Origin of the sequence: Paenibacillus sp. NRS-1760, assembly GCF_050467785.1 — a bacterium.
In the GTDB taxonomy this organism is placed as follows: Bacteria; Bacillota; Bacilli; order Paenibacillales; family Paenibacillaceae; genus Pristimantibacillus.
The window spans coordinates 89,926-104,465 of sequence record NZ_JBITPK010000018.1 but is presented as its reverse complement, the minus strand read 5'-3'; the positions used below and the strand labels follow the sequence as shown (position 1 = coordinate 104,465).

At 48.4% G+C, this 14,540-nt stretch carries 13 protein-coding genes and 1 riboswitch; of the genes, 9 read left to right on the top strand and 4 right to left on the bottom strand.

All coding sequences use genetic code 11. The annotated features are described in order from the left end of the window. Nucleotides 1-43: 43 nt before the first annotated feature. Complete coding sequence (locus ACIFSR_RS26015; protein ID WP_430061057.1) at nt 44-1,183, top strand: glycoside hydrolase family 88 protein; 1,140 nt, start codon at nt 44-46, stop codon at nt 1,181-1,183. 43 nt (nt 1,184-1,226) lie between these two features. On the opposite strand, the gene ACIFSR_RS26010 is transcribed toward ACIFSR_RS26015, so the two are convergent. From ACIFSR_RS26010 to ACIFSR_RS26000, 3 genes are all read right to left on the bottom strand, one after another. Further along, entirely contained in the window at nt 1,227-2,171 is a 945-nt protein-coding gene (locus ACIFSR_RS26010) for a proline dehydrogenase family protein (RefSeq protein ID WP_430061055.1), read from the bottom strand. A gap of 100 nt (nt 2,172-2,271) precedes the next feature. After that, the gene (locus ACIFSR_RS26005; protein WP_339206941.1) at nt 2,272-3,348 is read right to left on the bottom strand and encodes a phosphodiester glycosidase family protein; all 1,077 of its coding nucleotides are present in this window, start codon (nt 3,346-3,348) and stop codon (nt 2,272-2,274) included. Beyond that, the gene (locus ACIFSR_RS26000; protein ID WP_339206942.1) at nt 3,345-3,776 is read right to left on the bottom strand and encodes a hypothetical protein; all 432 of its coding nucleotides are present in this window, start codon (nt 3,774-3,776) and stop codon (nt 3,345-3,347) included. The genes ACIFSR_RS26005 and ACIFSR_RS26000 overlap by 4 nt, the downstream gene beginning before the upstream one ends. Before the next feature lie 262 nt (nt 3,777-4,038). Here ACIFSR_RS26000 and ACIFSR_RS25995 point away from each other — a divergent pair, with 262 nt between their 5' ends. The 3 genes from ACIFSR_RS25995 to ACIFSR_RS25985 all read left to right on the top strand — a co-directional run bounded on the left by ACIFSR_RS25995 (nt 4,039) and on the right by ACIFSR_RS25985 (nt 7,520). Then, the gene (locus ACIFSR_RS25995; protein WP_430061053.1) at nt 4,039-5,796 is read left to right on the top strand and encodes a stalk domain-containing protein; all 1,758 of its coding nucleotides are present in this window, start codon (nt 4,039-4,041) and stop codon (nt 5,794-5,796) included. A 120-nt stretch (nt 5,797-5,916) separates the two neighbouring features. Continuing rightward, nucleotides 5,917-6,903, top strand: a complete 987-nt coding sequence (msrA, locus tag ACIFSR_RS25990; RefSeq protein WP_083682630.1) for a peptide-methionine (S)-S-oxide reductase MsrA — start codon at nt 5,917-5,919, stop codon at nt 6,901-6,903. 47 nt (nt 6,904-6,950) lie between these two features. Then, nucleotides 6,951-7,520, top strand: coding sequence for a nitroreductase family protein (locus tag ACIFSR_RS25985; RefSeq protein ID WP_430061050.1), 570 nt, complete (start codon nt 6,951-6,953; stop codon nt 7,518-7,520). 76 nt (nt 7,521-7,596) lie between these two features. Here ACIFSR_RS25985 and ACIFSR_RS25980 read toward each other — a convergent pair whose 3' ends face one another. After that, complete coding sequence (locus tag ACIFSR_RS25980) at nt 7,597-8,874, bottom strand: LysM peptidoglycan-binding domain-containing protein (RefSeq protein WP_430061048.1); 1,278 nt, start codon at nt 8,872-8,874, stop codon at nt 7,597-7,599. A gap of 513 nt (nt 8,875-9,387) precedes the next feature. Further along, a riboswitch (purine riboswitch) is annotated at nt 9,388-9,487 on the top strand. 320 nt (nt 9,488-9,807) lie between these two features. Here ACIFSR_RS25980 and purE point away from each other — a divergent pair. The 5 genes from purE to purS all read left to right on the top strand — a co-directional run bounded on the left by purE (nt 9,808) and on the right by purS (nt 14,540). Then, nucleotides 9,808-10,293, top strand: coding sequence for a 5-(carboxyamino)imidazole ribonucleotide mutase (gene purE, locus ACIFSR_RS25975; protein WP_339206946.1), 486 nt, complete (start codon nt 9,808-9,810; stop codon nt 10,291-10,293). Further along, nucleotides 10,290-11,465, top strand: a complete 1,176-nt coding sequence (gene purK, locus ACIFSR_RS25970) for a 5-(carboxyamino)imidazole ribonucleotide synthase (RefSeq protein WP_430061046.1) — start codon at nt 10,290-10,292, stop codon at nt 11,463-11,465. The genes purE and purK overlap by 4 nt, the downstream gene beginning before the upstream one ends. 7 nt (nt 11,466-11,472) lie before the next feature. After that, a complete protein-coding gene (purB, locus tag ACIFSR_RS25965) occupies nt 11,473-12,768 on the top strand; it encodes an adenylosuccinate lyase (RefSeq protein ID WP_076271100.1) in 1,296 nt (431 codons plus the stop codon). 15 nt (nt 12,769-12,783) lie between these two features. Continuing rightward, nucleotides 12,784-13,647 (top strand): phosphoribosylaminoimidazolesuccinocarboxamide synthase, encoded by an 864-nt coding sequence (locus ACIFSR_RS25960; protein ID WP_430061044.1) that lies wholly within the window; start codon nt 12,784-12,786, stop codon nt 13,645-13,647. Between the two features lie 647 nt (nt 13,648-14,294). Next, nucleotides 14,295-14,540, top strand: coding sequence for a phosphoribosylformylglycinamidine synthase subunit PurS (gene purS, locus ACIFSR_RS25955; protein WP_175598164.1), 246 nt, complete (start codon nt 14,295-14,297; stop codon nt 14,538-14,540).

Below are 14,540 nucleotides of genomic sequence, written 5' to 3'. Positions count from 1 at the left end.
TTTTATTTTTGAATGATGCCGGAATATGGGGAGGATGAATCCGATGAGCGTATGGCAAACAGCTATTGAGGACGCTTTACAGAAGACGAGGCGGAATATCGGCAAATTTGGCGATCAATTTCCACATGTCAGCACGGACGGTGGCCGCTCGTATGAGTTGAACGCCAATGATGATTGGACCGACGGCTTTTGGTCCGGCATGTTATGGCTTTGTTACGAGTACAGCGGCGATGACGCATTTCGGCAAGCGGCAGCCCGAAACGTTGAAAGCTTCCGGGAGCGCTATGAAGCGGACCGGGTGCTGGATCATCATGATATCGGATTTTTGTACTCGTTGTCGGCTAAAGCACAGTGGATGATAGAAAAGGATGAAGCTGCAAGGCAGCTTGCTTTAAGGGCCGCCGACAAACTAATGGCAAGGTGGCGCGAGCCGGGTCAATATTTTCAAGCGTGGGGACCTGCTGGCGACTCTGTAAACGGCGGCCGCATTATTATCGATTGCATGATGAATTTGCCTTTGCTTTACTGGGCATTCGAGCAGACAGGCGATGAACGGTACCGCCAGGCTGCGGTTCTCCATGCTGACAAGAGCCGACGTTATCTGGTCCGCGGGGATGACTCGTCCTATCATACCTTTCATTTTGATCAAAAAAATGGCGAACCGATCGGCGGCGATACAGCTCAAGGCTATACAAACGGGTCGACGTGGACACGGGGACAAGCATGGGGTGTATATGGATTCGCGCTGTCGTACCGGTATACGAAGGATCGGCTTTACCTAGAGACGTCAAAAAGGCTGGCGCGGTTTTTCTTGAGCCATCTGCCAGAGGATGAAGTTGCTTATTGGGACTTTAATGCGCCTATCGAGTCTGGAACGCCTCGTGACAGCTCGGCTTCTGCCATCTTTTGCGCCGGTTTGTTGGAGCTGCTCGATTTGATGGATGAGAGTGACCCGGAGCGCGCGTATTTCGAACGCAGAATACGGCTTGTGATGGAGTCGCTTGTACTCAATTATTCGACCATCAATGAGCCGAATGTGGATGGCCTGATCAAAAGAGGCTCTTACCATGTTCGAGGCGGATCGTCTCCGGACGATTTTATGATTTGGGGCGATTATTATTATTTGGAAGCTTTGCTTCGCCTAGAGAAGGGGATCAAAGGGTATTGGTACGAAGATCGATAGAAAAAAACAGTCGAGCAGGTAAAGCTATCCTGCTCGACTGTTTTTACTTAGGGGATGCCTTCTTTAGACCGGACATGTTTTTAAGAACGAGCATAAGGTTTGCAGGTTTCTCGGCAAGTCGGCGGGTGAAGTAGGGGTACCACATGGCGCCGTAAGGGACGTAACAGCGGATGCGGTAGCCTTCCTTTGCGAGCTTCGCCTGTTCATTCATGCGGAGGCCGTAGAGCATTTGGAACTCGAAGGCGCTTTTGGCAATACGGTTCGTGCGCACATAAGCTTTTACCCAGCTAATGATCGCATCATCATGTGAGGCAATGGCGGTATAGATGCCTTTGTCCAAATGAGCCTTGATCATGCTTTTGAAATTGTCGATGACCTCGTTTTTATCTTGATAGGCGACCTCACTCGATTCTTTGTAGGCGCCTTTAACGAGTCGCAAGCTTATGCGTGCTTGAAGCATATCGTTAACATCCTGCTCCGTTCGGAATAGGTAAGCCTGCAGCACGGTGCCGACATTGGTTAAGCCTTCTTTGTGGAGCCTTTTAACGATATCGATTGTAGCTTGCGTATAAGGCGTATTCTCCATGTCAATTCGAACGAAGTTTCGATGGCGCCTTGCATGCTTGACTACGTCTCGAATGTTTGCGTAACAAGCCGCTTGGTCAAGAGCGAGACCCATTTGAGTAGGCTTCAGCGATACATGAGAATTAGCTTTTCGATCAGCTATGCCTTCGATTAGCTTCAAATATTGATCTCTGTATGCTGATGCCTCGCTTAAGTCCTGTATACCTTCGCCAAGATGGTCAAGCGTTGCCATAATGCCTAGCTTGCCTAGCTTTTCGAGCTCAAGCAAAGCCTCTTCAAGCGTCTCCCCCGCAATAAATCGGCTTGCGAGTTTTTTTCCATACGTAGTTGAAAGCCTCTCTACCAGAGGAATGCCTGTAATCGTCAACAATGATTTGCGGTACCATTTCGATCCAATGCCCATTCGTGCTGCTCCTTTCCGAAGAACAGTAGTAGGGGTCAAAACTTAGGAGTTCGATAATAGTATATTCAGAAATCATCTTCATCGCGCTATGCAGGCCTAATTATTTAAATAACAAAAAGTGCGTCGGCAGCTTGCGAAGCTGTCCGTCGGAAGGCTTATTAATGACTCTTCCGTTAAAAATGAGCGAGGACGAGCCGCCGCCATCCAGGTTGTAGCCGTCAACGGCGCCATAGCGCTGCAGCAATAGCTGCATTTCACCAAGCGTAGCCCCTGAGCTGCCTGATTCGTTGTAGCCGTCAGCTACAAGAAACAGCAGTTGATCATCCTTGAAATTAGCAATGACGGTCCGTGGTGCGCGCTTTGGACTGGTCTGCCATTTGGCTGGGATCGGTTGTGGAGATCCGCCGCGCAGCAGTACAGGAACAAAGGATGCACCGAATTTTGGGTTTTTGGCATCCAGCTGTTGTTTGCTTGCGAATTTTCCTCCGATGAGCTCATTTTGCTCGTTTAAGCCTACAAAAAACAAATCCGCACGCGGCGGCTCGAAGCTTGTCACGTAATCTCCGTCCACAATGGTTGTGCTTAGCGGATATCTTTTGCCTCGTCCATCTGCAAAGCCGCCTGCATTAATGCCGGCAACAGCTCCGTGCCGGGCTACTGCGGCGAGAGTAGTCTCTGCTTGTCCAAGCTCTTCACCGCCGAGCGACATCGTCATCGCATCTTTGCTCTTAAGCTTCACCTTGAGCGCGTACGCCGAGAAGTTTTCTGCTTTTATGTAGAAAAGCTGTGCTCTTAGCTTGTCCGATTCAATCGTACCGGCGACCTTGCCAAGCTTGCTCGTAATATTGCGGTCGTAAATTTGCAAAGGTCTCATTGCCTGCGATGCAGCCATGGAAGATATCTTTGCCATATCGGCATTTGTTTCTTTGTACAGCTTCAGCTGTCTTTGAATGGACTCTCGTGTTTGTGATGCGGTCTCCTGTGCGAGGTCAAGGCCGGCAGCGGCATGCTTAATATCGGATTCGGGAAGCCTTGTTTGCTCGGTAATGGGCTTTGGAAAGGCTTCAGCAGATAATTGAATAACGATATCGGACAATAACAGCCAGATCATAATGCCTAGAAAAGGTGCACAGGCAAGCAGTGCAGTTCGATTTAACGCTTTGACGGTTATATTCATTTGAGCACGTCCAAGCTCTTCTGCAGCTCATTAAGCTGTTTTTTCACTTCATTCAACTGCGTATACAGCTTGTTGCTGTTGTCCGTTTTGGAAGCGGCGTTGTCCTTCGTGAACGTAAGCAGTTCATTTAGCGCATCGACTTTTGCCTTTAGCTCAGCAAGATCTGCGGTGTAGTCGGTTTCGAGCTTCAGCATGCGAGCCTCATAAGCTTGCTGCATAGCCGCAATTTGGCCAGCGGTTTGCTGCTCCAAGTTTGCGGATAACGTCTGCTGAATCCGTTCGGTATACCATTTGGCGCCCAATATGCCGGAGCATATAATAATGACCCATATGCAGACAAAAAGAAGGAAGGTACGGTTTCCTTTCTTTCTGCGTGTTTTCTTATCGAATTGGCTGGCAGTGCGTTGTTCCAAAATCAAATCACTCATTCTATTCATTCACCTCTCTTGATAGTCACTTGCACGAAAGATCGGATGAACGAACTGCTAGCAAGGGTACATAGATTAGACTTCAATTGCTCCTAAATAGTTGCGGATGTCATCTTATTGTAACAAAGACAAACGTAGATGTCCTTTGCGATATATGGGAATTTCCTGTAAATTTCAAATCGGACCGGAACATTCTCCCTCCTTTCGGCGTCTAACCATAAGGGATGCGGCAGCCGATGCCGCAAATTGGAAGGAGAACAAGATGAAAACACAGAATTGGTTTAAGCAAATGACTAAGCGAGTTCTCATAGCAGGCTTACTCGTTTCGCTGGCAGGTACTGGATTTGGAGTGAAGGAGGAAGCTAATGCAGCTGAGCGTCAGCCGATAAAGGTTGTGTTTGTGCATGGTTCGAAAAAAATGACTGTAAACGGCAAGGCGCAGCAAATGACGGCGCCGCTGCCGGTAGTAAAGGGAGTTACGATGATTCCTATTCGGACGATTGCTATTTCCGTTGGAGCAAGCGTTTATGCTGATAGTAAAGGCACTCATATCGATACTTATTTCAACAAAGTTACGCTGAACAATAATATGCGCGGTGCGAATCGCAACGGAAGCTACGTTGTACTGCCTAATGCAGCTACACAAATTAATGGAACGATGCATGTGCCTTTATCAGCAGTCAAGCTGCTGTGGAATGCCACTTATGTGTTTAATGCACAGCTTAAGCAAATTAGCATAACAATTCAGCCGGAGCCAAACGTGCCGCCAGTAGCCCGCTTCGAAGCTCCGTATGAGGTGAAGCTCGGGGAGCCGATCGAATTTAAGGATTTGAGTTACGACCCTGATGGCAAAATCGTGAAGACAGAGTGGACCGGTCGTAAAAGTACATATTTTGAGCCAGGTGTTTATACCGTTACTCAAAGTGTCTACGACAACGATGGCGCACGAAGTGAAGTCGTGTCTCAAGATATTCGTGTAACAGAAGAGGTTATGTATACGCCTTATGAATACTACATGCGTTATGGTAACCCGGGCGATAAATTTGAAGTTGACGGGAAACTAATGAACACCTTCAAAGAGGTGGATACGATTGAATCCAAAGGCGGCCGCACATTGTATATGTCGAATGCGCCGGAGCGTTTCTTTGGAGAAGGTTTGCTGTACGAAGATACGTTGAATGATGCAAGTCGTTTATTCCTTCATCACCGCAACGGCTCTGACGAGCGATTGAAGCTGGCGGTTGTGGTTACGAATAACGAAAGCGAAAGCGTAAAGCTGACGATTGGCAACCGCGGCCTTGCTGGACCAAGCGTCAGTGCTATGCAATTTGGATCGGCTGCAGTAGCTAGATATTTTGCAAGCTCACAGCCGCGCGAAATGATTATTGAGCCTGGTACTTCCGCTGTGCTGCTGCCGGAGCTTGAGAAAATTATTATGAATCCAGACGAAGGTTTCTCGGGCTTGCTTGATGTCGACATGGACGGTAAGCTGACATTTTCCACGATGGCGCTTAAAGTAGACACCGACCCGATTAGTGCAGTGTCTATGGTTACTGAGCTGGAGAAGGTCGGAAATCGCGGCAAGTTCTTCGATACCGATCAATATATTGAAGTGAATGAGAAGATTGGTGTTACAGAAAGCAAGCTGCGCTTAGGTCAACGTGGCCCTGCTATGGCAGGTGTAGATGCATTGACAGGCGGAATGACAATTAACGGCGGGGAATATGGTGCCGTAACGACCGTCAAGCTCAAAAATGTCGCTTGGGGAACGCGAATTATTCTAAATCCTCGAGCGGGAATTTTCCAAGGCGCAGTTAGTGTAAATGGAAAAGTGGTGTACGTCCCTTCAGGCGGTCATGTGAAGGTAGGCGAAGGAGCATTGATCTATACGCAACCGAATCAACCCGCTGGAGCAGCTGGCATGCAGCCAGCGCCAGAAGTAACGATTCAATATTCATCACCGGGCGCAAGCTCATTACCGATCTTATTCGTATTTTTTCCAGGCTCGGACTTTAAATAACTAATAGAAGGAGGAAATGTCGCTGTCAAGCGACGTTTCCTCCTTTTTTTGTTGTTAACCCACCTAGTATTGTATAATAGAGATTCATTATCATTTGAACCAACTAGGAGGATGATCAGCATGGATCAACCAATTACAAATAACGGCGCGAGCCGAAAAGAAGCAAAAGCAATGTTCGCAGGAGGCTGCTTCTGGTGCATGGTATCGCCATTTGAGGAAATGCCGGGTATTATATCGGTCGTATCCGGATACACGGGTGGACATACGGTAAACCCAACTTATCAGGAAGTATGCTCGGAGACGACAGGTCATGCGGAAGCGGTACAAATTACGTATGATCCTGCGATCTTCCCATATGAGAAGCTGCTTGATATTTTTTGGAAGCAAATCGACCCTACGGATGCAGGCGGTCAGTTCCATGATCGCGGGGAATCTTATCGGACAGGTATTTATTATTATGATGAAGAGCAGCGAGAACTGGCGGAAGCTTCTAGACAAGAGCTTGAAGCTAGCGGTCGCTTCGACCGGCCAATCGTAACGGAAATCGAACCGGCGCAAGCTTTTTATCCGGCAGAGGACTATCACCAGGGCTATCACAAATCGAATCCGTATCGTTACAAAATGTATCGTAAAGGCTCTGGCCGCGACGCTTTTATTTCACAAAACTGGGCGATTAAGAAAGACCCTGCAGAATTGAAGCAGCGTCTTACGCCGATCCAGTATGAGGTCACACAAAACAGTGGAACAGAACGTCCATTCACAGGGGAGTATTGGGATCACACCGAGGATGGCATTTATGTAGATATCGTTTCTGGAGAGCCGCTGTTCAGCTCCCGCGATAAGTACGATGCTGGCTGCGGTTGGCCGAGCTTCACGAAGCCGCTGCAAGCAGCAGCTGTTTCTGAGCATACGGACTCCTCGCATTATATGGTACGGGTCGAGGTTCGCAGCAAAGAGGGCGATTCTCATCTCGGACATGTATTTGATGATGGACCGCAGCCGACGGGGCTTCGTTATTGCATCAATTCCGCCTCACTGCGTTTTATCGGCAAGGATAAGCTGGAGGAAGAAGGATACGGCGAATATTTGCATCTGTTTGAGCAATAAGTTTTTAAGCATCTTATTATAGACATTTGGGTGGAGGAGAAGCTGAAATGAACATAGAAGAAGCGATTCGCACGAGAAGAACGATTGGAAGAGTGAAGAAGGACCCTGTTGATCGTGCACTTATTGAACGGTTGTTGGATGCAGCTGTTTGGGCGCCTAGCCATCATAATACGCAGCCTTGGTCATTTATTGTTATGACGGGTGAAGGCAGAGGGCGGCTTGCAGAAGGATATGCGCGTGTATCCGCGGCCGCTGTTCCTGATCTGAGCGGACAGCCGCTTGAGGATCGTTTGGCTAAAGAACGTACCAAAGCATTCCGTGCTCCAGTCGTTATTGCGGCAGTATGCTCACCGTCGGATGATCCGCGTGCTGTGCTGGCAGAGGAGCTTGCTGCTGCTCAAGCAGCGGTGCAAAATTTGCTGCTTTCAGCACATGCGAATGGACTTGGAGCGATATGGCGTTCGGGCGATCCAATGTACCATCCGATTATGAGAGAAACATTCGGCCTGAGTGAACAAGATCAAATCGTAGGTTTTATTTACCTAGGTTATCCAGATATGACGGCTCCAGAGCCGCAGCGTGTACCGGCCACTGCAAAAACAGTGTGGTTGGTTTAATAAATAAAAAAGAAGGCCGTACCGTTCGATTATGCCGAACGATACGGTCTTCTTTTGATCTGTATTAAATCATAAGTTATATGAGCTTTTTCACTTTAAAATTGGCTTGCAGCACATACCAGTTTTGCGGGAACGGTACGCCGAGCACCCAATAGCCGATGCCGCGAAGCTTATATATTTTGACAAGATTGAATTTGGCCTGAACGCTGCGTGCATCCTCATACCAGACCACATGCTCTCGGCCTTCCTTGTCGTAATAGTTATAGTAAGGTGATTGTCCCTCATCATCATATTGAATGGTGGCTCCGTAAGTATTCGCACGAATTACCGCTTCATGAGGACTGATCGTCGGTGCCCACTTTCCGCCTTGGACGTAGGGAAGTGTCCAATCGTAGCCATACAAAGGCATGCCCATTACGATTTTTTGGGGAGGAATAACGCTGAGGGCATATTGCAGCACCTTGTTGACCTCGTTCAGCGGAGCTACGGCTCGCGGCGGCCCGCCCGACCAGCCCCATTCATAGGTCATGAGAATAACAAAATCGGCGATGCGGCCTAGAGACTGGTAATCATGCGCTTCATATAATGTGCCTGCTTGGTCGGCATTCAGCTTGGGCGCGAGGCAAACGGATACGAGATAATTTTCCGGGTGCAGGCTGTCGACGAGATTTTGAATAAAATGTTGAAATAACTCACGATCGGCAGGCGGAACATATTCGAAATCAACATTGAGCGCTAGATAACCTTTCTGCTTCATCATAACGAGAATGCTCGATATGAGCTTTTGTTGAAGCCCGGCATCTGCGAGCACCGCATGGGCAGTATCAGGACTGAATGTGCCGTTTTCGAAATTAGTTAGAACCATCATAGGCGTTGTTTGTGTCTGGTAGGCTGCATTTATAATAGCTGAATCATCTAAAAGCGTAAAAGTACCGTCAGCCTGTACACGGTAACTGAATGGGTTTAAATAGGTTAGATGTTGGCCAATGTCCTCAATTAAACGAACACCGGCAGCGTCAAATTTCTGTGTATAGGCGTTTACTTCAATTGTTGGCCGCACGGTTTGAGGAATAACGAGTGTTTGCCCCGGGTAAATAAGGGCGGGATTAGAGATTTTGTTTATTTTCGCGAGCTCCTGCAGTGTAACGCCATATCGCTGGGCGATAAGCCAGAGCGATTCACCATAATGTACTTTATGAGTGCTTGCATCAGTTGGAATAATAAGCGCCTGACCAATAACGAGTATGTTTGGGTCGCTAAGGCCGTTTGCATCTGTGATGTCGCTTATCGACAAATCGTATATTTGAGAAAGCTTATAGATGGAATCTCCTTTTTGCACGACATGAATATGCACCCTATTCGAGCCTCCTTTTTAAAATGATTAGCTATTGCGGTCTCGGCTGCGGTGCCTGCCTGAATGCTAAGAAAAGACTCTTTTATAATGTATTCATTACATGGCTCTCGCATTCGAATGGGAAATGTCAATCCGCTCGCTTAAGGCAGACGGAGAAATGGGAATGATAAGGAAGAGGTCAAAGAAAAAGTACGACAGCCAATACGAATGGGGGTTGTACAGAATAGTAAAGAAGGTAAGTTTAGGGAATGATCAGGTGCGATACACCTAAATATGGTTATTTCATACGGGATTTCCGATTATTTTGTTCAAAAAAACGAACCTTTATAAAACATTCTCTTTTAATGTTCGTATTTCATTGACAGTGGTTTGGGGATTAGATAAACTAGAATAGGTTTGAGGCGGAATTGTCCGCTGGAACGTATTGCTGTTTGTTCTTAAGGTTAGAGTGAACAGAAATGTTTTGTGAAAAATTAGAACTGAAATTTATGGATGAATACAAATATCTTCCTACTATTTCATTTAAAGTTTACTCGTATATATTCGGGATCAGGCCTGAATGTTTCTACCCGAGAACCTTAATTTTCGGACTACGAGCAAAATGAGACGATAAGCGATATCGAATCGTAAGGTTTCGGATCGCCATAAAGCAAATGCAAGTCTGCAAAGTGCCTTGTTAGTTGGACACTGGTTGCCTCCTTTACGGGGCAGCCTTCTGTTGTCTTTTCGGCTCTGCAGCACGATTTGTCTCGTCCTCATTGAAGTGAAGCTTGATTGGCCATGGATTCGCATGAATACCGGTCTGTGCTTCCGCTCCGGTCCTGCGGCATCCCCATTCTTATGGCTGCTGAAGGGCCTTTTCTATTTTGGATGTGTTGTTTTATAGGATGCTTGATCAATAATTATCTTATAGATGAAAGTGGGTTTGAACGCATGTCTGCGAAGGTTGGCGTCATCATGGGCAGCAAATCGGATTGGGACACAATGAAATTAGCCTGCGACGTACTAGAGGAATTGCAAATTCCTTATGAGAAAAAAGTCGTTTCCGCGCATCGGACACCGGATTTAATGTTCGAGTATGCAGAAACTGCAGTAGAACGAGGGCTTAAGGTAATTATTGCCGGAGCCGGCGGAGCTGCACATTTGCCCGGCATGGTCGCTGCTAAGACGATTTTGCCGGTTATTGGCGTTCCCGTGAAGTCCTCGAATTTGAGTGGACTTGATTCCTTGCTCTCTATCGTTCAAATGCCTGGCGGCATTCCAGTAGCTACGGTAGCCATTGGCAACGCAGGCGGAACGAATGCTGGACTGCTCGCGGCACAAATGCTGGGAGCGTTTGATCCCGAGGTGCAAGCGCGTGTAATCGCACGTCGCGAGCGTGTAAAGCAGGAAGTGCTGGAAAGCAGTGAGACGTTATGAGTCAAAAAACGGACAAGCAAATGATTCAGACGCTGTTGCCGGGCAGTACGATCGGCATATTAGGCGGCGGGCAGCTTGGACGAATGATGGCGAATGCAGGCAGCGCGATGGGGTATCGCTTCATTGCTCTTGATCCAACGCCGGATGCTCCGACTGGACAAGTAGCAGAGCAAATCGTCGCAGCTTACGACAATCACGATGCAGCGAGGGAGCTTGCAAAACGATCGGACGTCATCACATACGAATTCGAGAATGTGGATGCAGATGTAGCAGCGATGCTGATGGCAGAGTCTTATGTGCCGCAGGGAAGTGAGCTGCTGTATACAACGCAGCATCGGCTTCGCGAGAAGCGGGCGATTGAAGCAGCTGGCGTACGTGTTGCCCCTTACCGCGAGATTCGCAGCGCAGACGAGCTGCGCGAGGCTGTTGCCGCCTTTGGAACTCCTTGCGTATTGAAAACAGCAATGGGCGGTTACGATGGCAAAGGCCAATGGGTCATTCGCAGTGAAAGCGAAATAGAAGAAGCGTATGAGACCTTAGCACGAGCGCGCGTCCAACTGGTGCTTGAGCAGTTCATTCGTTTTGATAAGGAAATATCAGTTATAGCGGCGAGAAGTCCGCAGGGTGAGATCAAGGTTTTCCCTGTCGCGGAAAACATACACGTCGATAATATATTGCATTTGTCTATCGTGCCAGCAAGGATTACGGAGGATTTGCAGCAGCAAGCAGAACGGCTTGCAGAGCGTATCGCTGAGGGATTAGGCGTAGTTGGTCTAATTGCAGTAGAGCTGTTCGTTACAGCGGATGGTGAGCTGTTCGTAAATGAGCTTGCACCACGCCCGCATAACAGCGGACACTACACGATGGAAGCTTGCCGGACGTCACAGTTCGAGCAGCATGTACGCGCAGTGTGCAATCTGCCGCTCGGAGATACGACGCTTATTAGTCCTGTTGTTATGGTGAACGTGCTGGGTGAGCATGTCGCACCGCTTCTAGAGCTTACAGCTCGCGCGGATGAATCGGCTAAGCGCTTGAAGGTCGCTCCGAAATTGCATTTGTACGGGAAAAAGGAAGCTGTTGTGAAGCGGAAGATGGGTCATGTCAATGTTTTGGCAGAAACGACGGATGCTGCGCTTAGCTGGATCGAAGAAACAACTATTTGGAAGGTGTGAAGCAATCATGTTAGATCGTTACAGCAGACCGGAAATGAGAGCTATTTGGACAGAGGAAAATAAATTCAGAGCATGGCTGGAGGTTGAGCTTTGCGCATGCGAGGCTTGGTCTGAGCTAGGCGTTATTCCGAAGGAAGACGTTGTCGCGCTTCGCGCATCAGCTGATTTCGATATCGATCGGATTTATGAAATTGAGCAGGACACTCGTCATGACGTTATCGCGTTTACACGCGCCGTATCTGAGAAAGCAGGCCCTGAAGGCAAATGGGTGCATTACGGCCTTACTTCTACGGACGTTGTAGATACTGCTATCGGTTATTTGCTTCTTCAAGCTAACGCGATTCTTGTTAAAGATATCGAACGTTTTATCGAAATTCTTAAGAACAAAGCATTGCAATACAAGGATACGCCGATGATGGGCCGTACGCATGGCGTACACGCGCAACCAACAACCTTTGGTCTGAAAATGGCGCTTTGGTATGAGGAAATGAAGCGTAACCTGGAGCGTTTCCACCATGCTGCGAACAACGTGCAGTTCGGTAAAATGTCCGGTGCGGTAGGTACATTCGCAGATATCGATCCGTTTGTTGAAGAATTTGTATGCAAGAAGCTTGGCATTACCGCAGCACCAATCTCAACACAAACATTGCAGCGTGACCGTCACGCTGAATATATGGCGACTCTTGCACTCGTAGCCTCTTCGCTTGATAAGTTTGCAACTGAAATTCGCGCTTTGCAGAAGAGTGAGTTCCGTGAAGTAGAAGAAGCGTTCGCAAAAGGTCAAAAAGGTTCATCCGCAATGCCGCACAAACGCAATCCAATCGGCTGCGAGAACATTTCCGGCTTGTCCCGCGTTATTCGCGGACATATGGTTACAGCTTACGAGAACATTGCCCTTTGGCATGAACGCGATATTAGCCACTCGTCTGTTGAACGTATTATTTTGCCGGATGCAACGATGCTGCTTAACTACATGCTGAACCGTTTGGGCAACATCATCAATAACCTGACCGTGTTCCCGGAAAACATGAAGCGCAACATGCAAGCGACATACGGCGTGCCATTCTCTGGCCGCGTATTGACGAAGCTGATCGACAAAGGCTTCAGCCGTGAGAAAGCTTATGACACGGTTCAACCGCGTGCAATGCAGGCATGGGAAACAAAACGTCAATTCCGCGAACTCATTGGTGAGACAGAGGAAATTACAAGCGTGCTGACGACAGAAGAAATCGATGATTGCTTCGATCCAGCTTGGCATCTAAAGCATGTTGATACGATTTTCACACGTCTTGGATTGATTTAAGGGGAGGCTGGCCTGATGACTGCACCATCGCAAGCTCTATCGACAGCTGTCGATTATATTAAAGCTCCGCTGATTTACAAAGGAAAGGTTCGTGAGCTGTACGATCTGGGCGAGCATTTCCTCATCGTCGTAACCGACCGCATTTCCGCATTCGACTACGTGCTTGACCCGGCAGTGCCGGACAAGGGCAATGTGCTGAACCGTTTGTCCGCTTACTGGTTCGAGCAAACCGCTGACATTCAAGTGAACCACGTCGTTCATACCGATGTGGAGAAGCTTGGCGGTCTCGTCACCGAGCCGGAGCTGCTTAAAAACCGGATTATGGTTACCCGCAAAGCGGAGCGCATCGATATCGAATGTGTGGTTCGCGGCTATATCACTGGCGGCGGCTGGAGACAGTATCAGCAAACGTCAGCGATTAACGGTATAGAGCTTCCAGCAGGCCTCCGCAAAAACGAACGTTTTCCTGCTCCAATCTTTACGCCGGCAGCGAAAAACGACGTTGGTCACGACGAGGACATCCCATTTGAGAAAATGGCTGAAATGGTCGGTGCTGAGCTTGCCGAGGAGCTTCGTGACCGCAGCATCAAGCTGTACGAATACGCCCATGGCTATTGCGCAGAGCATGGCATCATCCTTGCCGATTGCAAATTCGAGTTTGGACTCATCGACGGCAAAGTGATCTTGATCGACGAAATCTTCACGCCTGACTCCTCCCGCTTCTGGGCGGAAGGCAATTATGCGCTGGATATCGAGATCGACAGCATGGACAAATGGGATCGCGACAGCAAGCCAGCACCGCTGCCGGATTCCGTAGTAGCTGAAACAACGTCCCGCTACCGTGATATCTACCGCCGACTTACTGGCGTAGAGCTGTAGGAAGCTTTGTTAGCTTAGTGTAGTGAAGAACGGGAAAAACGGGCGTTAAATGCTGTGAAATCGAGCTAGGACGCCGAAATTGATGCAAATAACGCCCGAAATTCCCGCTATTCGCAGCAAAGTAGCTTTTATAATTGATATAACGGTAGGAACTCCCGTTATATGAAAATCCGGCGATGAAGGCCGGATGGAATGACTTTAACAACGTCGAGCGAGAGCGATGACGCTGACATAGGGGCGCGGAAGCGCATGCCGCTAAGGCAGGCAGTCAGCGAGAGCGCTGCTGCACCCCATAAACTTTAACCAAAGCGCGAAAGTGCAAGGTTGCAAATGTACGACTGACAGGCAGCATAGTCACAGGCCAGTCAAAAAGGAATCAAGCGGCCAGCGATAGCGCGGCCGCCAAACAAACGCTTCACCGACCACCCTCGCAAAGGTTTTATCTCGAAATGTGTGAGCTCGGAGAGCGGGAAGTTGTTGCTGGAGAGCGACAGCGATCGCTTCTTGAAGCCGGGAAATTACCGCAAAGCGTGTAATCAGAATTTCCCGGCTTCGAAAGCGGCGTAAGCAATAACTCCCGCGCCCGAGCGGCTATCACATTTTGACGAAAATCTGCTGCGAGAAAAAACCCACATTTTCAGGAGGCTATTATGAAGGCAACCGTCTACGTCACTATCAAGCAAAACGTTTTGGATCCACAAGGAACCGCTGTACAAGGAGCGCTTCACACACTTGGTTTCTCTGAAGTCGAAAAAGTACGCATCGGCAAATATTTGGAGCTTGAGCTTGATACGACTGACCGCGCAGAAGCGGAAGTACGCATTAAAGCCATGTGCGAAAAGCTGTTTGCGAACACGGTTGTAGAAGATTTCCGTTTTGAGCTGGAGGGATAG